The following is a 22,803-nucleotide window of genomic DNA, read 5'->3' on the forward strand; positions in this document are numbered from 1 at the left end:
GCTCCTTTCCTCTGGTCACCGCTCCGTGACGTCGCCGTTACCTACGGATCACAAGAATGCCTTAATGCTCCTATTTCGGGCGCAACCCCCCGCTCTGGCGCGCCTCACCCACGCCTCACCCTGGAACTGTTTGCGGCCCTTTGCGGCAAGGCGACACAGCGCGGCGCGCCCTGTCCTCCGGACTCACCCTCCCCTGGCCCCGCCCCGGGGGACGCCCTTGCCCGCCAGGTCGTGCAGGAAGGTCACCTCGTGCGACGCGAGGTACCGCCCGCGCTCGGCCAGGAACCGCCGTACGTGCGGCTGCGCCTCGTGTGCGTCGAACGCCGCCCGGTCCGCGTACAGCTCGTAGAAGACCCGGACGTTCGGCTCCTCCGGCACGGTGTGGTTGACGTACACGAGCGTTCCCGGCTCGCCCTCGATGCCCTCCAGCGCCTCGGCCGCGAGTGCGTCGAACGCCGCAGCCGCGTCCGCGTCCTTCGCGGTGAACCGCACCACCAGGCCGAACCTTATGGCCACACCCCTTCCGAACGAGTACCGCCAACGGACCACATACCCCGCCCGCCGGTCAACGGCGACATTCGCGGCCCCACCACTACGCGGCGCAGGGTGTCCGCCTCAGCGGAACAGGCTCAGCGCAAGCCGGCCGAGTCCGCACGGCCAGGCTCGTTCGCATGGCTGACTTCTTGCAGGTGTCCACGGCGACGGCGACCCGTGAGCAGGCTGTGGGGCTGGCACGGTCGGTGGTGGGAGAAGCATCGCCCAGGTCACTCTGCCACCGTCTCGGACCACTTCTCACGGAGAACGCCATAGGTGATCGATTCCCGCCAGGTGCCCCGTACGTGGACGTGCCCGCGGATACGCCCTTCCTCCACCATCCCGGCACGGAGGAGAGTCCGGTGGGACACGCTGTTGGCCGGTGACCTGGCAGCCCACAGCCGATGCAGGTCCAGGACGCGGAATCCCAGGTCCATCAGGGCCCGCACGGTTTCGGTGCCGAGCCCGCGCCCCCAGCGCCGTCGCGGTCTTCGGAGTACTCATCCGCCAGCACTGACGACTTCTCACCGGACGAAAAGGCCGCCCGCCCGGTGCTCGCCGACCCCTGGGCCGACCGGGAGGCCACCGCGCGGCAGGGCGCGGCCCGGTGCGGCCGGGCAGCAGACCGGGTGCCCCGCGCGGGGCCTGGCCTTCCCGGTGGCGTCCCCGGGCTGCGGCCTGCCAGCCGCCCGCGCCCGCCCAGCCCGCAGGACCGCTCACGTCTCCCACGTCGGGCGAAACCACTCCGCCGGACCCGCCCTGGAATTGCTTACAGACCCTTGCTGCAACCGCGCCCGGAGGGATACCGTCCCGGACGACCCCGGCACCGACGCCGGGGCGGCACCCGGTTCATGCGCGTGGGTCCGGGCGCGAGGCTGTCCTTTTTCCGTTGTCGGACGACGACGGATAGCCGCAAGGAGAACCGCCCGTGGCCCTGCCGTTCAGGCTGCCCGCGTCCAGGACGCGGACCCGCCGGACCCGAGTGAGACGCACCGCCGCCGCCACCGCGCTCGCCGCGCTCGCGGCCCTGGTCGTGCCGGCCGGTACGGCGCACGCGGCGCCGCAACCGCCCCCGCCGCCCTCCGACGAGGTGCTGGCCGCGCAGCCCGCGCGGCACGACGCCACCCGTGAGCAGTTCTACTTCGTCCTGCCGGACCGGTTCGCCAACGGGGACGCCTCCAACGACCGCGGCGGCCTGATCGGCAGCCGCCTGGAGACCGGGTACGACCCCACGGACAAGGGTTTCTACCAGGGCGGCGACCTCAAGGGGCTGACCGAGCACCTCGACTACATCCAGGGACTGGGCACCACCGCCATCTGGATGGCGCCGATCTTCAAGAACCAGCCCGTGCAGGGCGCGGGCAAGGACGCCTCGGCCGGCTACCACGGCTACTGGATCACCGACTTCACCCAGGTCGACCCGCACTTCGGCACCAACGACGATCTGAGGAAGCTGATCGGCGCCGCCCACGCCAAGGGCATGAAGGTCTTCTTCGACGTCATCACCAACCACACCGCAGACGTCATCGGGAACACCGCGAACACCTACGGGTATCTCTCCAAGGGCGCGTTCCCCTACCTGTCGGAGGACGGCACCCCCTTCGACGACAGCGACTACGCCGACGGCACGAGGGGGTTCCCTGAGGTCACCGCCGACTCCTTCCCGCGCGTGCCCGTCGTGCCCGAGGCGAAGCGCAACATCAAGGTCCCGGCGTGGCTCAACGACCCGACGATGTACCACAACCGCGGCGACTCCACCTTCGCCGGCGAGAACTCCGAGCAGGGCGACTTCGTCGGCCTCGACGACCTGTGGACCGAACGGCCCGAGGTCGTCCAGGGCATGGAGAAGATCTACCAGAAGTGGGTCGGGGACTACGGCGTCGACGGTTTCCGGATCGACACCGTGAAACACGTGGACATGCCGTTCTGGACCCAGTGGGCCACCGCGCTCGACGCGTACGCCGCCCGCCGCGGCCGGCCCGACTTCTTCATGTTCGGCGAGATCTACGCCGCCGACCCGGCGTTCACCTCGTCGTACGTCACGCAGGGCCGCCTCGACGCCACGCTCGACTTCCCGCTGCAGGAAGCGGCCCGCGCGTACGCCTCGCAGGGCGCCGCGCCGGACAGGCTCGCCGGGATCTACGCCCAGGACTACCGCTACACCACCGACAAGGCGAACGCGTACGAGCAGGTCACCTTCCTCGGCAACCACGACATGGGCCGCATCGGCGCCTTCGTCAAGCAGGACAACCCGACCGCGAGCGACGCCGAACTCCTCCAGCGCGACCGGCTCGCCAACGAGGTGATGTTCCTGACCCGCGGCAACCCGGTGGTCTACTACGGCGACGAGCAGGGCTTCACCGGCTCCGGCGGCGACAAGGACGCCCGCCAGCCGATGTTCGGCTCCGGCGTCGCCGACTACCTGGACGACGACGAACTGGGCACCGACCGTACCGCCGCCGACGACGCGTACGACCCCGCCCACCCGCTCTACCGCGCCATCGCCGCCCTGTCGAAGCTCACCAAGGAGCACCCGGCGCTCCGGGACGGCGTCCAGACCGAGCGGTACGTCGAGCCCGGCAGCGGCCCGGGCGTGTACGCGTACTCGCGCACAGCGGAGAACGACTACCTGGTGGCGGTCAACAACGCGACGACCGCGCGGACGGTGACCGTGCCCACGGGCGCGGCGGCCGGCGCCGAGTACCGGGGGATCTACGGTACGGACGGTACGGTCGTCGCGTCGGGCCAGGACGCGACCGTGACGGTCACCGTGCCCGCGCTCCACGCCGTGGTCTACCGGGCGGCCCAGCCGCTGCCCGCACCCGCCGCGACGCCCGCACTGACCCTGACCGCGCCGGAGGCCGGCGCCACCGGCACCGTCGAGCTCACCGCCGACGTCACCGGCGGCGGCCTGAACCGGGTGGTGTTCGCCGCCCAGGCCGGCACCGCGCGGTGGCAGGTGCTCGGTTCGGCCGACCACGCGCCGTACCGGGTCACCCAGGCCCTCAGCCCGACGCTGCCCGCCGGAACTCCCGTACGGTACAAGGCCGTCGTGATCGACTCCGCCGGCCGTACCGCCGCCGCCACCGCGGCCACCAGCACCGGCACTCCGCCGGTCACCGCGCCGCCCACCGCCGTCAGCCGCGACTACGCGATCGTGCACTACCAGCGCACCGACGGCGACTACGCGGACTGGGGCCTGTACACCTGGGGCGACATCGCCGACGGCGAAGGCACCAGCTGGCCGGCCGGCCACCCCTTCACCGGGCGTGACGCGTACGGCGCCTTCGCCTACGTGAAGCTCAAGCCCGGCGCGTCCGGCATCGGCTTCATCGTGGTCAGCAAGGACGGCGTGAAGGACACCGAGGCCGACCGCGCGATCGACCTCACCGCGACCGGCGAGGTGTGGGTCAAGCAGGGCAGCCCGGACGTCGCCACCACCGCGCCCGCCGGCGCCTACCCGCCGCAGGACACCGCGAAGGCGGTCCTGCACTACCACCGCGCGGACGGCGACTACACCGGCTGGGGGCTGCACGTGTGGACCGGCGCCGCCCAGCCCACCGAGTGGAGCGCTCCGGTCCTGCCGGCGAGGACCGACTCCTACGGCGCGGTGTACGAGGTGCCGCTGGCCGCCGGTGCCACCTCGCTCAGCTACATCGTGCACAACGGCGACACCAAGGACCTGCCCAGCGACCAGTCCCTCGACCTCGCCGCCACCGGGCACGAGGTGTGGCTGCTGAACGCCACCGAGAAGTACCTGCTGCCGCAGCCCAAGGGGTCGGGCGCCGACCTCGACCTCGGCAAGGCGCAGGCGCAGTGGATCGACCGCGACACCGTCGCCTGGAAGACGTCCGCCCCCTCTGCCTCCCAGCAGCTCGTGTACGCCCGCGACGGCGGCATCACCCTCCAGGGCGGCGCCCTGTCCGACGAGGGGCACTGGCTGAGGCTGACCAGGCAGGGCGACCTCACCGACGCCCAGCTCGCCGCGTACCCGCAGCTCAAGGGCTACACGGCGTTCACCGTCGACCCGCGCGACCGCGACCGGGTGCGGGACGCCCTGCGCGGACAGCTCATCGCCACCCAGCGGGCGGCCAACGGCGCCCTGCTCGCGGCCACCGGGGTCCAGATCGCCGGCGTCCTGGACGACCTGTACGCCGGGGCCGCCCGGCAGGCCGCGCTCGGCCCGGTGTTCGGAGCGCACGGCACACCCCGCCTGTCGCTGTGGGCGCCGACCGCCCACAGCGTGTCGGTGGAGATCGGCGGCCGGACCGTACCCATGCGGCGGGACGCGGCCGGCGGCGTCTGGTCGGTGACCGGCAACCGGTCATGGACCGGCAAGCCGTACCTGTACGTCGTCACCGTCTGGGCGCCGAGCGTCCGGGCGCTGGTGGTGAACAAGGTCACCGACCCGTACTCGGTGGCGCTCACCGCCGACTCCGCCAGGAGCCTGCTGGTGGACCTGGACGACCCGAAGCTCGCGCCCCGGGGCTGGGCACGGCAGGCGAAACCCGCCGGCGTGCCGATCGGGCGGGCGCAGATCCAGGAGCTGCACATCCGGGACTTCTCCGTCGCCGACTCCACCGTGCCGGCCGCCGACCGCGGGAAGTACAGCGCCTTCACCGACACCCACGCCGCCGGCATGACCCACCTGCGCGACCTCGCCGCGGCGGGCATCACCCACGTCCACCTGCTGCCCGCCTTCGACTTCGCCACCGTGCCCGAGCGCGACCAGGACCAGGCGGAACCGGCCTGCGACCTGGCGTCGTACGCCCCCGACAGCGACCAGCAGCAGGCCTGCGTGACGAAGTCGGCGGCGAAGGACGCGTACAACTGGGGCTACGACCCGTACCACTACACCGTGCCCGAGGGGTCGTACGCGAAGGACCCGGACGGGCCGGAGCGGACCAAGGAGTTCCGGCGGATGGTGCAGGGGCTCAACGGCGCGGGACTGCGGGTGGTGATGGACGTGGTCTACAACCACACGTCCGCGTCCGGCCAGGCCGCCACCTCCGTACTGGACAAGATCGTGCCCGGCTACTACCACCGGCTGCTGCCGGACGGCTCGGTCGCCACCTCGACCTGCTGCGCCAACACCGCGCCCGAGAACACCATGATGGGCAAGCTGGTGGTCGACTCGATCGTCACCTGGGCCAAGGAGTACAAGGTCGACGGCTTCCGCTTCGACCTGATGGGCCACCACCCCAAGGCGAACATCCTCGCCGTCCGCAAGGCGCTGGACGCGCTCACCCTCGCGCACGACGGCGTGGACGGCAAGAAGATCATCCTCTACGGCGAGGGCTGGAACTTCGGCGAGGTCGCCGACAACGCCCGCTTCGTCCAGGCCACCCAGGCCAACATGGCGGGCACCGGTATCGCCACCTTCTCCGACCGGGCACGCGACGCGGCACGCGGCGGTGGCCCGTTCGACGCCGACCCCGGCATCCAGGGCTTCGCCTCAGGCCTGTTCACCGATCCCAACTCCTCGTCGTCCAACGGCACCGTGGCCCAGCAGCGGGCCCGGCTGCTGCACTACCAGGACCTGATCAAGGTCGGACTGACCGGAAACCTGCGGGAGTTCGGCTTCACCGACTCCGCCGGCCGGCAGGTCACCGGCGCCGGGATCGACTACAACGGCGCGCCCGCCGGATACGCCGACGCGCCCGGCGACGCCCTCGCCTACTCCGACGCACACGACAACGAAGCCCTCTACGACGCCCTCGCCTACAAACTCCCGGCCGGCACCTCCGCCGCCGACCGGGCCCGAATGCAGGTACTCGCCGAGGCCGTCCCCGCGTTCTCCCAGGGACCGGCCCTCTACCAGGCCGGATCGGACCTGCTGCGCTCCAAGTCCCTGGACCGCAACTCCTTCGACTCCGGGGACTGGTTCAACGCGATCCACTGGAGTTGCGCTGGGGGGAACGGCTTCGGGCGCGGCCTGCCCCCCGCGGCCGACAACCAGTCCAAGTGGGTCTACGCCAAGCCCCTGTTGACCGCTGACGGCCTCACCCCCGACTGCGCGCGGATCGACGCGGCCGGCGCCGCGTACCGCGACCTGCTGCGGATCCGCACCGCCGAGCCGGTCTTCCACCTCACCACGGCGGCGCAGGTACAGCAGCGGCTCTCCTTCCCGCTGTCGGGGACGGACGAGACGCCGGGCGTGATCACCATGAAGGCCGGTGACCTGGTGGTCGTCCTCAACGCCACACCGCAGTCGCAGGAGCAGCGGATCGCCTCCCTCGCGGGCACGCGGTACGGGTTGCACCCGGTCCAGGCCACGGGCGCCGACCCGGTCGTCAAGACGGCCGGCTACGCCCCGACAACCGGCACCTTCACCGTGCCCCCGCGTACGGTGGCGGTGTTCAGGTCGGCCGGCTGACGCCCGGCTGACCCTACGGTGGGCCGGTCCGGGTCCTGACCCCCGGACCGGCCGCCGCGTTCGGCGCGGGGGCGGGAACGTGGTGAGTACGGGGCCGGTGCGTCGGTCCGACCGGTGTTACCGGCAGTTGCGCCGACCGGGGAACTTCGAGGCCGGATTACGCGTCCCATCCCCCGTGAACATCCCCCATGTCATGATCCGGCCTGCCCTGCCCGAGGACCTCGACGCCATCTGCGAGGTCCACGCGCGGGCGAGGGCGACCTATTACGCGGGGCATCTGCCCGCCGAGGCGTACAGCGGGCCCGCCGAACTGGAACGTCAGCGGGCCGGGACCGAGCAGGCGATCCGCTCCGGGGAGTACACCGTGCTGTGCGCCGTCCGTGACGAACGGGTGGTCGGGTTCGCCGTCCTGGGAGCCCGGTTCGAGGGGGACAAGCTGTTCCACTTCCACATCGACCCCGCGGTGTGGCGGACCGGCACCGGGACCGCACTGCACCGCGCGTGCGTCGCGGTCTGGCAGGACGCCAAGCTGACCACCGCCCGTCTGTACGTCTTCGCCCCCAACGCCCGCGCCCGTGCCTTCTACGCCCGGCAGGGGTGGGAGGAGGACGGCCGCGAGGAGGACCATGTGACGATGCGGCTGCGGGTGCCGGAGGCGTGAGGGGGTCGTACGAAGGGTGCCCGGCTCCGAGGAGCCGGGCCCCCTTCGTACGACGCGGGGCGGCGGATCAGACCAGGCCGGCCTTCTCCAGCGCGCTGCCGCAGGTGTCGGTGATCAGGCGGGTGACGACGTACGGGTCGACGTTCGCGTTGGGGCGGCGGTCCTCGATGTAGCCCTTCTGGTCCACCTCGACCTGCCACGGGATACGGACCGACGCGCCGCGGTTGGAGACGCCGTAGCTGTACTCGTTCCACGGGGCGGTCTCGTGCGCGCCGGTCAGGCGGGCCTCGACGCCGGTGCCGTAGTTCTTGATGTGCTCCATCGGCTTGTCGTCGCGGCCGAGCGACTCGGCGGCCTCGATGATCGCGTCGTAGCCCTCGCGCATCGCCTTGGTGGAGAAGTTGGTGTGCGCGCCCGCGCCGTTCCAGTCACCCTTGGCCGGCTTGGGGTCCAGGGTGGCGGAGATGCCGAAGTCCTCGGCGGTGCGGTAGAGCAGCCAGCGCGCGATCCAGAGCTGGTCGGAGACGTCCAGCGGGCCCAGCGGGCCGACCTGGAACTCCCACTGGCCGGGCATGACCTCGGCGTTGATGCCGGAGATGCCGAGGCCCGCGGCGAGGCAGTTCTCCAGGTGCTTCTCGACCACCGGGCGGCCGAAGATCTCGTCGGCGCCGACACCGCAGTAGTAGCCGCCCTGCGGGGCCGGGAAGCCGCCCTCGGGGAAGCCGAGCGGGCGCGAGCCCTGGAAGAAGGTGTACTCCTGCTCGATGCCGAACAGCGGCTCCTGCGCGGCGAACTTCTCCGCGACCTCGCGCAGTGCGGCACGGGTGTTCGACTCGTGCGGGGTGTCGTCGATGTTGAAGACCTCGCACAGGACGAGGACGTCGTCGCCGCCGCGGATCGGGTCGGGGTAGGAGGCGACCGGCTTGAGTACGCGGTCGGAGGCGTGACCCTCGGCCTGGTTGGTGCTGGAACCGTCGAAGCCCCAGATCGGAAGCTCGGCACCGTCCGCAAGGATCTTCGTCTTGGAACGGAGCTTCGCGGTCGGCGTGGTGCCGTCTATCCAGATGTACTCAGCCTTGTAGGTCACGGTGACGCCATCCTTAACGAGCGTGTGCGCGGGTTGGCCGAGCGGCAGCGATCGGGCCGAAGGCAGCGTGACAAAACGGCTTTTCCCAACTGTTGCCCACGTGTTAACCCAGTGTGAACTAGCCTGCATGACCAGCGGATACAGCACTTCAGTCTCCTGGGCCTCAACCCCGCGTCGGTGGTGGCCGGAGAACGTGCCGTTAGGCTGCGCCCCATGCCGCACACGACCGTTGAGTTCTCCAGTGACCTGGGCTCCGTATTCGACACGGCGGGTTTCGCCGAGGATCTGCACCCGACGATCGCCTCCATCGCCGACGCGAGCGTCGAAGGCTGCAAGACCCGCTTCCTCCACCCCGGCTTCGTCGACACGGACTACCTCCACATCGCCGACGGCTCGCCCCGCCACGCGATGATCCACGTCGAGATCGCGCTGCTCTCCGGCCGCACGACGGACGTGAAACGCGAGCTCGGCCAGGCCGTCCTGGCCCTGGTCCGCACCCACACCGCGCCCGCGCCGGCGTTCCGGATCCAGATGTCGGTGGAGATACGCGAGCTCGACCGCGAGACGTATGCGACCCACGTCGAGCCGGTGCGGGACGCCTCCCCGCAGGACGCGCCCGTCCGGGACGACGCGTGACCGTGCGCGTCGGGCTCCTCGGGACCGGGCCGTGGGCGCTGCGGACGCACGGGCCGGCGCTGGCGGCACACCCGGGGGTGGAACTGGTCGGCGTGTGGGGCCGCAGGCCGGAGGCGGCGGCGCGGGTCGCGGCGGAGTTCGGCGCGCGGCCGTACGGGGACGCGGACGCCCTCATCGACGCCGTGGACGCGGTGGCGATCGCGCTGCCGCCCCACCTCCAGGCGCCGCTGGCGGTGCGCGCCGCGACGGCCGGCCGCCACCTGCTGCTGGACAAACCGCTGGCCGCGACCGTCGAGGACGCCCGCGCGGTGGCCGACGCGGTGGCCGCGGCCGACGTCGCCTCCGTGGTCTTCTTCACCCTGCGCTTCGACACGGAGACCGAAGAGTGGCTGGAGCGGCAGGCCGCGGCGGGGGAGTGGTACACCGGCCGCGCCGACTGGTACGGCGCGGTGTTCAGCGCGGTGGGGAGTCCGTACGCCGACTCGCCCTGGCGGCGGGAGATGGGCGGCCTGTGGGACGTCGGCCCGCACGCGCTCTCCGTACTGCTGCCGGTCCTCGGCGACGTCACGGAGGTGAGGGCCTCGCGCGGCCCTGGCGACACCGTCCATCTGACGCTGCGTCACGTCGGGGGACCGTCCAGTACGGCCGTGCTCACGCTCACCGCCCCGCCGGCCGGCGCGGGCGTCGCCGTCGAATTCCGGGGCGCCCACGGTGTCGCCGCCCACCTCGACGGCCTGCGCGGCTCCGCGACCGACGCGTACGCCCGCGCGATCGACGCGCTGCTCGCCGCCACCCCGCATCCGTGCGACGTGCGCTTCGGTCTGCGCGTGACGGAGATCCTGGCGGCGGCGGAGGCGGCGCTGGGGGAGTAGACGGCGGGGGCGGGGGCGCGCCCTGCCGGCACGAGGTCACCACCACCGACGGCGCCACCCGGCAGGGCCGTTCTCCGGTGCCGGGCCCGGGGCGGACGCCGTACGTGCCCGCGCCCTTCTCCGACGTGGTGTCGCCGCGGATGTTCCACCTCACCGACTACCTGTACCGGCCGCGGGCCCGCACGGGCGCGGCGCGGGCGGCGCTCGACGCGGTGCACGACCCGGTGCGCGGGCCTCTCACGCACCGCGGGCACGCGGGTGCGTGCGGCAGTCACGCGCCGCCGGTCCGGGCGCGGGGGATCTCCCGGTTCCGGCGCGGAAGACCAGGCTGCCGGTTCCGGTACGGACGGTACGGCCGCTCCCGCGGCCTCCGGCGCGGTCACCGGTCGCCGGGCCGCCGGTCGAGGGCACCGCGCCGCGGATCGCGCCGGCGGCGGACCGGACGGCGCCGGTGGACCGGTCGGCGAGCCGCGGTCCCGCACGGTGGGCGCGTCCCGGGGGCGAAGGGCCGCCCCCTCGGTGCGCTCGGCGAACCGCCGCCGCACCGACGCGTCGTCCGGGAGTGCCTTTCACCTGCGGCGCACCGAACGGAGTATGCGATTGCGGGAAGAATCCGGGGGGCGGCGTACATTCTTGGATGCATGAAGGCGATCATCTACACCACCAGCGGCAGTCCCGACGTCCTGACCCTGAGCGAGCGCCCGGTGCCCGAACCGGGTCCGGGTGAGGTACGGGTCCAGGTGCGGGTGTCCGGCGTCAACCCCACCGACTGGAAGAGGCGCCGGACCGTCGGCCCTTCCTGGGAGCAGGTCCCCAACCAGGACGGCTCGGGTGTCATCGACGCGGTCGGCTCCGGCGTGCCCGAGAGCCGGATCGGTGAGCGGGTCTGGGTGTGGGAGGCCGCGTACCAGCGCCCCGGCGGCACCGCCCAGGAGTACATGACGCTGCCCTCCCGCCAGGCCGTCGCCCTCCCCGACCACGCCTCCTTCGCACTCGGCGCGAGCATCGGCATCCCCGCGCTCACCGCCCACCGCGCCCTGACCGTCGCCGACGGAGGGCCGCAACGGCTCGCCCCCGGCGCGCTCGACGGACGTACGGTGCTGGTCGCCGGCGGGGCGGGCGCGGTGGGCAACGCGGCGATCCAGCTCGCCCGCTGGGCGGGCGCGACGGTCGTCACCACGGTGAGCAGCAAGGAGAAGGGCGAGCTGGCCCGCGCCGCCGGCGCCCACCACGTCGTCGACTACACGTCCCAGGACGCCGCCGCCGAGATCCGCCGCATCGCCCCGGACGGCGTCCACCAGGTGGTCGAGGTCGCCCCCGCCGCCAACGCCGGACTCGATCTCGCGGTCGCCGCCCCGGACGCGGTCGTCGCCTTCTACGCCGACGACAGCGGCACGGTCACCGTCCCGGTCCGCCCCTCCATGACCGCCAACCTCCGCTGGCAGGGCATCCTCGTCTACACCTTGCCCCCGGCCGCCAAGGACCACGCCATCGCCGCGGTCACGGCGGCGCTGGCCGACGGCGCGATCCGGGTGGGCGAGGAGGCGGGCCTCCCTCTCCACCACTTCCCCCTCGACCGCACGGCGGACGCCCACGCGGCGGTGGAGCAGGGCGCGGTGGGCAAGGTCCTGGTCGACGTCTCCTCCTGAGCCGGGGCGCACTCGGGGACCGCCGGCGTACTCGGCGCCGCCCTCCGCGCCGGCCGCCTGACCTGCCGCCTCTGCCTCACCGACGCCAGGGGTCACCCCCTGTGCGCCCGCGTGGTCCCGCCCGCCGTCGCATGGTCCGCGTAGCCGGAGGTCACCCCGCGGTCCCGGCTGCGGTGTACGCCTTCGCCGCGGCCAGGGCCATGTCCTCGACCAGGTCGATCCCGGCGGCCTGCGAGCGCTGGCCGGAGGACAGGACGGAGATCAGCAGCCGGTGCCCCCGGTAGGTCACCTCGCCGATGCTGTTGATGTCCCACAGACCCGTGGCGGTACGCCGCAGCCAGCCGTTCTTCAGCGCGTAGCCGCGCGCGTCGGAGTCGGGGCCCCTGTTCGCCGCGGAGACCCCCCATCGCTGACCCGAGGTCACCGAGCGCATCAGGCCCTTGACGTACGTGCGGGAGGTCGCCGACAGTGGCGAGTCATCACCGAACACCGCGCGGAGCAGGGTGAGTTGGTCGTGGGCGGTGGTCTGGGTGAGCCCCCACAGGTCGCCCGGCCCGCCCCAGGTGCGCTGCAGCCCCAGCGTGCGGTTGGCCGCGTTGAGGCCCGGCGCGCGGCCGATGGTGCGCCACAACGCGAGGGCCGAACTGTTGTCGCTCCACTCGATCATCGCGGTGGCCAGCCGCCGCTGCGCCGCGGTGAGCGGCCTGCCGTCGTGCTGCGCGTCGAGCAGCAGCGCGGCGAGGATGTCCACCTTGACGATGCTCGCGGTGTCGAAGAAGTCGTCCCCCGCGTCACTGTCGTACGTCGCCACGACGCCGCCGTCCAACGCCGTCACGCCGACCGCGAAGTCCCCGGTACGGCTGCCGGGCAGCGCGGTCACGGCCCGCGCGACGGCCCGCCGGACATCGACGGCGGTGGCCGTCCTCGTCGGTGCGGGCGGTGTCGTCGTGGGCGTGGGCGTGGGCGTGGGCGTGGGCGGCGGCGCGGTGGCCGCACCGGTCATGGCCACCGGTGTGGTGAGGACCGCGTTCCGCGCCGCCGCCGTCGTGTGCGGCACCGGCTTCGTATCCGCCCCCGCCCCCGCCTTCGCCGAGGGCGACTGCGCGATCGTGACCAGGGTGAGGACGGCGACCGCGGTCACCGCGGTCACCGCGGTGGGTCGTGGCCGAGCCCGCCACCGACGCCCCCCGGCCGGCCCGGCCGCCCCCACCGTCCGCGCGCCCGCGGCTTCCGCCGTCTCCCCGAGGTCCGCAGGGCCTTTGGCTCCCCCAGCGTTCCCGGGGCCCGCGGCGTCCGGGCTTGCCCCGGGGCTCCCGGTGCCTGCGGCGTCTCCGGTGTCCTCCGCGTCTGCGGCTTCGCCGGCGTTCCCGGCTTCTGCCGCGTCCCCGGGGTCCGCGGTCTGCCCGGTGTCCGCCGTGTCCTCGGCGCTCCCCGCGTCCGGCGTTTCCCCGAGGTGCCCTGCGGCCGCGGCGTCCGGTGCGTTACCGGCTTCGGCCGACTCTCCGGCCCCTGCCGCGTCCCCGGTGTCCGCCGTGTCTTCGCCTTCCGGCGCGTCAGCGGTGTGTGCCGTGTCTCCGGCGTCCCCCGCGTCCTGCGCCTCCCCGGCCCCCGGTATGCCGCCCTCACCGTCCTCCGGGGCCTCGTCGTCCTGGTCCATGCGGGGACCGTATGAACGAATTCTTGGATTGCGCCGAGCTTTCCGTTCCAATCATGTGAAACCTTCCGGAGGGCGCCGTACCGCGGTGCCGCACTCCGCCACCCGCCCCCACCTGAGTGCTTCTTGCGTGACTTCGGTCAAATTTTTCTACTGGTGCGCGATCCATTGCGAAGCCGTAACGCTGTCGTTACGATCCCCGCACCAGATCCCCGGCTCGCTGCCGAGCACATCGGGAACGTCAACCAGCCCTCAAAAAAGGGGAGTTGACCCGGCCGGAGGAGAGAGCGGAGGAGTCCAGATGGGCGTCACACGCAGGACCCTGTTGCAGAGCGCGGTCGCGGCCAGCGCCGCGGGCACGTTCGGGATCACCGAGACCGCGGTGGCCGGGAGCGCGTCGGCCGCCGCCAGTCCGCCGGGAGACGTGGTCGGCAAGATCACCGTCGGGTACCAGGGCTGGTTCGCCTGCATCGGCGACGGCGCACCGATCAACGCCTGGTGGCACTGGAGCCCCGACTCCGGCCGGCCGCCGTCCCCGTCCAACACCGGCATCGCCGCCTGGCCGGACGTACGCGACTTCACCAGGACGTACCCCACGGCCTACGCCGACCTCGGCAACGGGCAGCCGGCCGCGCTGTTCTCCTCGTACGACCAGCAGACCGTGGACACCCACTTCCGGTGGATGCAGCAGAACGCCATCGACACCGCCGCCCTGCAACGCTTCAACCCGACCGGCGGCGAGGGCCCGACCCGCGACGCCATGGCGGTGAAGGTGCGCACCGCCGCCGAGTCGTACGGGCGGAAGTTCTACATCATGTACGACGTCTCGGACTGGACGAACATGCAACCGGAGATCAAGGCGGACTGGACCAACACGATGTCCGCGCACACCGCGTCTCCCGCCTACGCCCGCCAGAACGGCAAGCCGGTGGTCTGCGTCTGGGGCTTCGGCTTCAACGACAGCCAGCGGCCGTTCGCGCCGGGTCCCTGCCTGGACGTCGTCAACTGGTTCAAGGCCCAGGGCTGTTACGTCATCGGCGGGGTGCCGACCTGGTGGCGTACCGGCGACCGCGACTCGCGGCCCGGGTTCAGCGACGTCTACCACGCCTTCCACATGCTCTCGCCGTGGATGGTCGGCCGGATCGGCAACGTCGCCGACGCCGACAACTTCTACAACGTGGCGACCCTCCCGGACCTCGCCGAGTGCGCCGCGTACGGCATCGACTACCAGCCCTGCGTGCTGCCGGGTTCGGTCGCCGACCGGCAGCGCGCGCACGGCGACTTCATGTGGCGGCAGTTCTACAACGTGGTCCGGGCCGGGGTGCAGGGCATCTACATCTCGATGTTCGACGAGTTCAACGAGGGCAACCAGATCGCCAAGACCGCCGAGTCACTGGCCTGGGTGCCGGTCGACTCCGGATTCCTCGCCCTCGACGAGGACGGCACCGCCTGTTCCGCCGACTACTACCTGCGGCTGACCGGCGACGGCGGCCGGATGCTCAAGGGCCAGATCGCGCTGACGGCCACCCGCCCCACCCCACCGGTGGCCGGCTCCGGCTCCGGCACCACCAACCTCGCACTGCACAGACCGACGTCGGAGAGCAGCCACACCCAGGTCTACGGTTCGGGCAACGCCACCGACGGCGACCCCGGCACCTACTGGGAGAGCGCCAACCACGCGTTCCCGCAGTGGCTCCAGGTCGACCTCGGCGCCGCCACCGGCATCGGGCGCATCGTGCTCACCCTGCCGCCGTCCAGCGCCTGGGGCACCCGGACCCAGACCGTCTCGGTCCAGGGCAGCACCGACGGCGGCAGCTTCACCACCCTGCTGTCGGCCGCTGACCACACCTTCGACCCGGCGACCGGCAACACCGCCACACTCACCCTGCCGTCCACCGCCACCACCCGCTACGTGCGCCTCACCTTCACCGCCAACACCGGCTGGCCGGCCGGCCAGGTCTCCGAGTTCCGCGTCTTCAGCGCCTGAACCCGCCCACGTGCGTGCTCAGCGCCGTGGGCAGACCACCAGATGGAGCGCGGGGTACGTGGCCGACGGCGCGGCGCAGTCGTAGCGGGCCCGTACCGCCGCAGACACCTCGGGCGCGACCTGGCTCAGCGGGAACCAGAACGTGTCCAGCACCGCGTACCGCGCGCCCGGGTCGTCCAGGCAGCCCAGGTTCTCCCGGTAGCTGGTCTGGCCGGTGATCTCGCGGTCGTAGCGGGTGCGCTGCAGGAAGGTCGGGGTCGGGTAACGGCAGTGCGTCGGATTGCCCAGCAGGTAACCGATGTCCCCGAAGGCCAGATACGTCACCGGGGTGCCCGGCCCGATCCGGTCCCGTACTCCGTCCAGCCACCGGCTCACATCCTGCCGGGTGCGGGCGCGTTCGAGCGCGGTGAAGGCGGAGTGCCGGGTGTCGTAGGAGTACGGGGTCGTCGGCCACGCCGGGATCGCCAGCGCGAGGACGGCGACGGCGGCGGTCCCGTACCGCGGCGGCGCCCCGCCCCGCAGCGGCCTTCCCCGCCCGGAGAAGGCCGCACCGAAGGCGACGGCGGTCACGGCCGACAGGAGGCTGTACGCGAGGCCCGCGTGCGCGCCGCGCCAGGCGAGCGACTGCCCGGCGACGGCCGGGACGGCGGCGCCGAGCAGCGCGGTCGCGGCGAGCACCCAGCGGTGCGGGTACCGGACCAGGGCCAGCGCCCACAGCGCGGCGGCCAGGACGGGCAGCGCGGCCAGGTGGTACTCGAACCACTGCCCCTGCACGACCAGCGCGGCCAGTACGCCGGCCACCCCCGCCCCGGTCAGCAGCGGCCACGCCCAGCGCGCGCGGCCGCTTCCCCCGGCGAGCAGGACGACGGCGGCGGGCAGCAGCGCCACCACCGGGTTCATCAGCGCTTCCGTACCCACCGTGTCGACGAGCTGCCGCAGGTCGGCGACGTGCAGGCCGTTCTGCAACGGCGTGTTGGGGTTGAGCGCGGACAGCTCGTTGAACCACCGCCACTCGCGCGGCTGAACGGCGATCGCCAGAACGAACCCGGCCGGGGTGGCGATCGCCGCGGCAGCCGCCGTCCACCAGCCGCGGCGGCGGTCGAGCACGACCAGTGCGCCGAGCGACAGCAGCGCGGTGGGGGCGGTCGTGTACTTGACCAGCACCACCAGCGCGGTCAGCGCACCCGCGGCCGGGACCGCGTACCGCAGGCGGCGCAAACCCAGCCCGGCCGCCAGCGCCGCCACCGCCAGCCACACCGCGACCCACTCCGGTTGCAGGAAGTCCCAGGCCGGCGCGAACAGCAGCGCGAGACCGATGCCGGCGGCGACCGCGTTCGCCTCCCGCCGCGGCAACCGCCGGGTGAGCCCGGCCCGCAGCCACCACACCACGGCGGCGGTCAGCGCGATCACCAGCAGCCGCAGCCATGCCTCGCGCGGCGCGACCGGCCCCGCGGTCAGCCGGTCCAGCGACGCCAGGATCCAGCGGTACGCCAACGGCCGGTGCACGAACGTCTCCGACGCGGAGTACCCCCCGTCGCCGGCCGCCCGCATCCCGCCGAGCACGTACCGCACATCGTGGTTGAGCCCGCTCCAGCACATCGCCGCCACCGCGACCACGCCGGCCACGGCCGCCGCGATACGGGCGGCGTGCGGCGTCGTACCGTCCTTGGCAGCGGTCGGTGTCGTGGTGCCGCGCTCGCCGTGAGCTTTCACTGAGGTCACAGCGACCGACTCTATGCGGGCGGTCGCGCCGCTCCTCGACCGGCGGGTCACGGAACGGGGACGGCCGGCCGCCACCCACGGGCGCTTCGACACGGCTCGGCGCGCGTGCCCGCGCTTCGCAGCGATCGCCGCGCCGTGCGGACCGGGGCGGCGGTGAAGGCGGCCCGCCGGCCCGCGGCTGGTGAGGTACCACCGGCCGGCGGTGTCTCACCAGCCGCGGGCCGCCTGGAGGAGGTGGTCGCGGACCCGGGCGATGCCGGGGTTGGCGGTGGGCCCGGGACGCTGCACGAGGAAGGGAGTGTTGATCGGCGGGTCGTCGGGCTCGTGCAGGGCGACGAGGGCGCCGGCGGCCAGTTCGCGCCGGCACAGATAGCGGGGCAGGACGGTGAAGCCGGCGCCCGCGGTGACCGCGGCGAGGACGCCGCGCAGGTCGGGCACGGTCACGGCGGCGCGGCAGGTCAGGCGCCTGCCGAAGACGTGCCGCCAGTAGCGGCGGGCGATCGGCAGGTCGTCGGCGTAGACCACCAGCGGCACCCTGTGCAGCGCGCCGGGCAGCTCGGTACCGATCCCCTCGGTGCCGATCCGCTCGGCCCAGGTCGGCGCGGCGACCAGTACGAACTCCTCGTCCATCAGCGGCGCCGCGGTCAGCGCGCGACCCCGCGGCCGGCTGGTGGCGATGACCAGATCGTGCCGTCCGGCCCGCAACTCCTCCAGCAGCGGATCGGTCAGCCCCGGGGTCACCCGCAGCCGCACCCCCTCGGCGACCAGCGGTGCCAGTGCCGGAAGCACCCGTACGCACAGCAGCTCGGCCGGCCCCGCCAGGTGTACCGGTTCCGCGGCGGCGTCCCCCGCCCCGTCGCCGGAACCGGTCACCGCGGCGAGCGCGTCCAGCGGCGCCACCACCCGGTTCGCCAGGTCGTCCGCGAACGCCACCGGCACCACCCCGCGCGCCTGCCGCTCGAACAGCTCCCGGCCGAGCTGCCGTTCCAGCGCCCGCACCTGCGTGGTCACCGTCGGTTGCGACAACCCCAGCAGCCGCGCCGCCGCGGTGAACGAGCCGGAACGGTGCACGGCGAGGAAGGTGCGCAGCAGGTTCAGATCGAGCGGGCCGGTCCCGTGCGGCTGCGGCAGCCCGTTTGCCCCGGCGCCCCCCGGCTGGGCCGCCCGCTCCTGCGACCCATTGGTTTCCCTATGCCTCATGCAGGCGATCCTATTGGTAGCCGATGGTCGCAGCGTCCTACGGTCGAGGAGTCGGCGCGGTGGCGTTCCGGGTTCGAGGAGCCGGAACGTGCACCTCCTTCGGGCCGGGCGGCCCCCTACCTTCGGAAGTGTGTGAGATGGCGAGGATCCTTTTCGTGGTGACCGGCAGCGACCACTGGACGCTGGCGGACGGCACCAAGCACCCCACCGGCTTCTGGGCGGAGGAGGCCGTGGTGCCGTACGAGGCGTTCACCGCGGCCGGACACGAGGTCGTGGTGGCAACGCCCGGCGGTGTCGTACCGACCGTGGACCGGGGCAGCCTGGCGCCGGAGTTCAACGGCGGACCGGAGGGCGCCGGGAAGGCCGCCGCCGCGCTGGCCGGGATGACCGAGCTCGACCACCCCGTGCGGGTCGAGGACGTGGACCTCGCCGATTACGACGCCGTGTACTACCCGGGCGGACACGGCCCGATGGAGGATCTGTCCGTCAACGCCGCTTCCGGCAAGCTGCTGATCGACGCGCTGGGCTCGGGCAAGCCGCTCGGCCTGGTCTGCCACGGCCTGGCGGCGCTGCTCGCCACCGGCGAGAACGGGGAGAACGGGGGGATCGCGGGTACCGGCGCCGGGGGAGCGTTCGCCGGCTACCGCCTGACCGGTTTCACCAACGTCGAGGAGAACCAGGCCGGTCTCGGGCCCAGGGCGAGGTGGCTGCTCCAGGACGGCCTGACCGGCCTCGGCGCGGACTTCCAGGAAGGCGAGCCCTGGGCGCCGTACGTCATCACCGACCGCAACCTGGTCACCGGTCAGAACCCGGCCTCCTCCGCCCCGGTCGCCGCCGAACTGCTGAAGCGGCTGGCCTGATCACGTCCGCGGACCGGCGCTCGCGGATAGCCTCGTACCGTCCCACTGTTGTGCGTCGAAAGGCACCTCACATGACCACGCAGACCTCCGCCCGCCCGGCGGACGCCTCCGGCACCTTCTCCGTCGGCGGTGATCTGCCCGTCAACCGGCTCGGGTACGGCGCCATGCAGATCACCGGCCCCGGTATATGGGGCGAGCCGAAGGACCCGGCCGAGGCGGTACGGGTGCTGCGGCGCGCGGTCGAGCTCGGCGTGAACTTCATCGACACCGCGGACTCGTACGGCCCGTTCGTCAGCGAGCTGCTGATCCGCGAGGCCCTGCACCCGTACGCCGACGACCTGGTGATCGCGACCAAGGGCGGCCTGACCCGCTCGGGCCCCGGCGACTGGCGGCCGGTCGGCCGGCCCGAGTACCTGCGGCAGCAGACCGAGTTGAGCCTGCGTCACCTCGGCGTGGAGCGGATCGACCTGTACCAGCTGCACCGCATCGACCCCCAGGTGCCGCTCGCCGACCAGCTCGGCGAACTCGTGCTGCTCCAGCAGGAGGGCAAGATCCGGCACATCGGCCTGTCCGAGGTCACCGTCGACCAGATCCGGCAGGCGCGGGAGATCGCGCCGATCGTCTCCGTGCAGAACCTGTACAACCTCGCCAACCGCAGCGCCGAGGACGTCCTGGAGTACGCCGAGGCGGAGAACCTCGCGTTCATCCCGTGGTTCCCCATCGCCACCGGTGAACTCGCCAAGCCCGGCGGCCCGTTGGACACCTTCGCCAAGGACCACGCCGCCGCCCCCTCGCAACTCGCCCTGGCCTGGCTGCTGCGCCGGTCCCCGGTCATGCTGCCGATCCCCGGCACCTCCAGCGTCGCCCACGTCGAGGAGAACACCGAGGCGGCGCGTCTCTCCCTGAGCGACGAGGAGTACGAGGCGCTGGCCGCGGCCGTCTGAGGCCCCGCCGGTACGGACTCCGTACGGGACGCGGGCGCGCCGCGCGGACCGGCCCGTCTGCCGTGGTTACTTCAGCAGCCGCGACAGGCGCCGGTCCGCCAGCGGCTTGCCGCCGGTCTGGCAGGTCGGGCAGTACTGCGTCGAGGAGTCGCTGAACGACACCTCACGGATGGTGTCCCCGCAGACCGGGCACGGCTCGCCCGTGCGTCCGTGTACCCGCAGCCCGCTCTTCTTCTCCGCTTTCAGGTCGCGCAGCGGCAGCCCGCGCGACCGCTCGATCGCCTCGGCCAGCGTCGTCCCCATCGCCGTGAAGAGCCGGGCCACCTCCGCCGCCGTGAGCCTGGCGGCCGGCTTGTACGGCGACATGCGGGCCGCGTGCAGGATCTCGTCCGAGTACGCGTTCCCGATCCCGGCGAGCACGCTCTGGTCGCGCAGCACGCCCTTGATCTGCCGCCGCTCACGGCTGAGCAGCCCCTGGAACGCCTCCAGCGTGAAGCCCTCGTCCAGCGGGTCGGGCCCGAGCCGGGCGATCCCGGGTACCTGCGCGGGGTCCCGTACGACGTACACCGCGAGGCGTTTCTGCGTCCCCGCCTCGGTCACGTCGAAACCGGCGCCCTCGGGGTCGGCGAGCAGTACGCGCAGCGCCAGCGGCCCCTTGCCGGGGCGCGGCGGCACGGTCGGCGTCTTGTCGTGCCACCGCACCCAGCCCGCCCGCGCCAGATGGACGACCAGATGCAGTTCACCGGCGCGCAGGTCGAGGAACTTCCCGTGCCGGATCACCTCCTCGACCGTACGGCCCTCGATCGCGCCGACCGGCGGGTCGTACGTCTTCAGCGCGGACACGGCGACCGCGTACACCTTCCCGACCCGGCGCCCGACCACCTGCTCGGCCAGGAACCGGCTGAGTGACTCCACTTCCGGCATTTCAGGCATAACCCCAGTCTGCCAGGGGCGCCGCCTTCCCCGTACTCCGCCCGCCTCCGGGCCGCCGTCCGACCGCAGTGTTCACCGCCCGTCCGTTCGGAGCGGGGCCGCCGGTCAACCGCGTTCGGGGGACCGTTACGCCCCGCGGCCCCTCCCGGTAGCCGTTCGGGCTGGTGGGAGGGGCCGCAGGGCGGTCTGGGGCCGGATCACACGTCGAAGTAGAGCTCGAACTCGTGGGGGTGCGGGCGGAGCTGGAGCGGGGCGATCTCGTTGGTGCGCTTGTAGTCGATCCAGGTCTCGATCAGGTCGGAGGTGAAGACGCCGCCCTGGAGGAGGAACTCGTGGTCGGACTCGAGGGAGTCGAGGACGCCCGGGAGGGAGGTGGGGACCTGGGGGACGCCCGCGTGCTCCTCGGGGGCGAGCTCGTAGAGGTCCTTGTCGATCGGCTCGGCGGGCTCGATCTTGTTCTTGATGCCGTCGAGGCCGGCCAGCAGCAGGGCCGAGAAGGCCAGGTACGGGTTGCCGGAGGAGTCCGGGGCGCGGAATTCGACGCGCTTGGCCTTGGGGTTGGAGCCGGTGATCGGGATGCGCATCGCGGCGGAGCGGTTGCGCTGCGAGTAGACCAGGTTCACCGGGGCCTCGAAGCCGGGCACCAGACGGTGGTAGGAGTTCACCGTCGGGTTGGTGAAGGCGAGCAGCGAGGGGGCGTGCTTGAGGATGCCGCCGATGTAGTAGCGGGCGGTGTCGGACAGACCCGCGTACCCCGCCTCGTCGTAGAACAGCGGGGAGCCGTTCTGCCACAGCGACTGGTGGACGTGCATGCCGGAGCCGTTGTCACCGAAGATCGGCTTGGGCATGAAGGTCGCGGTCTTGCCGTTGCGCCAGGCGACGTTCTTCACGATGTACTTGAAGAGCATCAGGTCGTCGGCGGCGGCGAGCAGCGTGTTGAACTTGTAGTTGATCTCCGCCTGGCCGGCGGTGCCGACCTCGTGGTGCTGGCGCTCGACCTGGAGGCCGGCCGCCTCCAGTTCGAGGGAGATCTCGGCGCGCAGGTCGGCGAAGTGGTCGACCGGCGGGGCGGGGAAGTAGCCGCCCTTGTAGCGGACCTTGTAGCCGCGGTTGTTCTCCAGGGCGCCGGTGTTCCAGGCGCCGGCCTCGGAGTCGATGTGGTAGAAGGACTCGTTCGAGGACGTCTGGAAGCGGACGTTGTCGAAGACGTAGAACTCGGCCTCGGGGCCGAAGTACGCGGTGTCGGCGATGCCGGTGGAGGCGAGGTACGCCTCGGCCTTCTTCGCCACGTTCCGCGGGTCACGGCTGTACTGCTCGCCGGTGATCGGGTCGTGGATGAAGAAGTTGATGTTGAGCGTCTTGTCCTTGCGGAACGGGTCGACGCGGGCCGTGGAGAGGTCGGCGCGCAGGGCCATGTCCGACTCGTGGATGGCCTGGAAGCCGCGGATGGACGAGCCGTCGAAGGCCAGCTCCTCGGTCGGGTCGAACGAGGACACCGGGACCGTGAAGTGCTGCATGACGCCGGGCAGGTCGCAGAACCGGACGTCGACGAACTTGACGTCCTCGTCCGAGATGAACCTGTTGACGTCGTCGGCGTTCTGGAACATCCAACTCCTCCTAGACCCGGCCCTGCCGGGTCGGGGATGCGGTTCGCGGTGCGGCCAGTGCGGTGGCGCACTCTGTCCCGA

At 72.5% G+C, this 22,803-nt stretch carries 15 protein-coding genes and 2 pseudogenes; 9 read left to right on the forward strand and 8 right to left on the reverse strand.

The features are described from left to right. Positions 1-183 precede the first annotated feature (183 nt). Together VIW71_RS25450 and VIW71_RS25455 are read right to left on the reverse strand one after the other, a co-directional pair. Entirely contained in the window at positions 184-516 is a 333-nt protein-coding gene (locus VIW71_RS25450) for a putative quinol monooxygenase (protein WP_331624978.1), read from the reverse strand. A 248-nt stretch (positions 517-764) separates the two neighbouring features. Then, positions 765-1,007: pseudogene (locus VIW71_RS25455) on the reverse strand (GNAT family N-acetyltransferase); the annotation flags it as partial. Positions 1,008-1,468: 461 nt separating this feature from the next. Here VIW71_RS25455 and pulA point away from each other — a divergent pair. Next, entirely contained in the window at positions 1,469-6,910 is a 5,442-nt protein-coding gene (gene pulA / locus VIW71_RS25460; RefSeq protein WP_414720846.1) for a pullulanase-type alpha-1,6-glucosidase, read from the forward strand. Positions 6,911-7,103: 193 nt separating this feature from the next. Then, a complete protein-coding gene (locus VIW71_RS25465; protein ID WP_331624980.1) occupies positions 7,104-7,571 on the forward strand; it encodes a GNAT family N-acetyltransferase in 468 nt (155 codons plus the stop codon). Positions 7,572-7,638: 67 nt separating this feature from the next. Here VIW71_RS25465 and glnII read toward each other — a convergent pair whose 3' ends face one another. Continuing rightward, positions 7,639-8,658 (reverse strand): glutamine synthetase, encoded by a 1,020-nt coding sequence (gene glnII, locus VIW71_RS25470; RefSeq protein ID WP_331624981.1) that lies wholly within the window; start codon positions 8,656-8,658, stop codon positions 7,639-7,641. Between the two features lie 213 nt (positions 8,659-8,871). Here glnII and VIW71_RS25475 point away from each other — a divergent pair, with 213 nt between their 5' ends. From VIW71_RS25475 to VIW71_RS25490, 4 genes and pseudogenes are all read left to right on the forward strand, one after another. Continuing rightward, a complete protein-coding gene (locus tag VIW71_RS25475) occupies positions 8,872-9,294 on the forward strand; it encodes a 5-carboxymethyl-2-hydroxymuconate Delta-isomerase (protein ID WP_331624982.1) in 423 nt (140 codons plus the stop codon). A 2-nt stretch (positions 9,295-9,296) separates the two neighbouring features. Continuing rightward, on the forward strand, positions 9,297-10,166 hold the full coding sequence (locus tag VIW71_RS25480) for a Gfo/Idh/MocA family protein (RefSeq protein WP_331625005.1): 870 nt from the start codon (positions 9,297-9,299) through the stop codon (positions 10,164-10,166). A 641-nt stretch (positions 10,167-10,807) separates the two neighbouring features. Beyond that, on the forward strand, positions 10,808-11,815 hold the full coding sequence (locus VIW71_RS25485) for an NADPH:quinone reductase (protein WP_331624983.1): 1,008 nt from the start codon (positions 10,808-10,810) through the stop codon (positions 11,813-11,815). 33 nt (positions 11,816-11,848) lie between these two features. Then, a pseudogene (locus VIW71_RS25490) lies at positions 11,849-11,959 on the forward strand (DUF5990 family protein); the annotation flags it as partial. Positions 11,960-11,966: 7 nt separating this feature from the next. Here the strand turns inward: VIW71_RS25490 and VIW71_RS25495 are convergent. Then, positions 11,967-12,965 carry a serine hydrolase gene (locus tag VIW71_RS25495; protein ID WP_331624984.1) on the reverse strand — a complete coding sequence of 333 codons (999 nt, stop codon included), beginning with the start codon at positions 12,963-12,965 and terminating at the stop codon, positions 11,967-11,969. Positions 12,966-13,770: 805 nt separating this feature from the next. Between VIW71_RS25495 and VIW71_RS25500 the strand changes: the two genes are divergently transcribed. Next, the gene (locus VIW71_RS25500) at positions 13,771-15,456 is read left to right on the forward strand and encodes a discoidin domain-containing protein (protein WP_331624985.1); all 1,686 of its coding nucleotides are present in this window, start codon (positions 13,771-13,773) and stop codon (positions 15,454-15,456) included. 18 nt (positions 15,457-15,474) lie between these two features. Here VIW71_RS25500 and VIW71_RS25505 read toward each other — a convergent pair whose 3' ends face one another. Further along, complete coding sequence (locus VIW71_RS25505; RefSeq protein ID WP_331624986.1) at positions 15,475-17,178, reverse strand: hypothetical protein; 1,704 nt, start codon at positions 17,176-17,178, stop codon at positions 15,475-15,477. Positions 17,179-17,385: 207 nt separating this feature from the next. Next, positions 17,386-18,378: a LysR family transcriptional regulator gene (locus tag VIW71_RS25510; protein ID WP_331624987.1), complete on the reverse strand. Its 993-nt coding sequence runs from the start codon at positions 18,376-18,378 to the stop codon at positions 17,386-17,388. Positions 18,379-18,515: 137 nt separating this feature from the next. On the opposite strand from VIW71_RS25510, the gene VIW71_RS25515 reads away from it, so the two are divergent. Further along, a complete protein-coding gene (locus VIW71_RS25515) occupies positions 18,516-19,238 on the forward strand; it encodes a type 1 glutamine amidotransferase domain-containing protein (RefSeq protein WP_331624988.1) in 723 nt (240 codons plus the stop codon). A 71-nt stretch (positions 19,239-19,309) separates the two neighbouring features. Further along, positions 19,310-20,182 (forward strand): aldo/keto reductase, encoded by an 873-nt coding sequence (locus tag VIW71_RS25520; RefSeq protein ID WP_331624989.1) that lies wholly within the window; start codon positions 19,310-19,312, stop codon positions 20,180-20,182. Between the two features lie 66 nt (positions 20,183-20,248). Here VIW71_RS25520 and VIW71_RS25525 read toward each other — a convergent pair whose 3' ends face one another. Together VIW71_RS25525 and glnA are read right to left on the reverse strand one after the other, a co-directional pair. Next, positions 20,249-21,115, reverse strand: coding sequence for an Fpg/Nei family DNA glycosylase (locus VIW71_RS25525; RefSeq protein ID WP_331624990.1), 867 nt, complete (start codon positions 21,113-21,115; stop codon positions 20,249-20,251). 197 nt (positions 21,116-21,312) lie between these two features. Next, positions 21,313-22,722 carry a type I glutamate--ammonia ligase gene (gene glnA, locus VIW71_RS25530; protein WP_331624991.1) on the reverse strand — a complete coding sequence of 470 codons (1,410 nt, stop codon included), beginning with the start codon at positions 22,720-22,722 and terminating at the stop codon, positions 21,313-21,315. Positions 22,723-22,803: the final 81 nt, after the last annotated feature.

This window comes from Streptomyces sp. (assembly GCF_036524955.1).
Classification (GTDB): Bacteria; Actinomycetota; Actinomycetes; order Streptomycetales; family Streptomycetaceae; genus Actinacidiphila.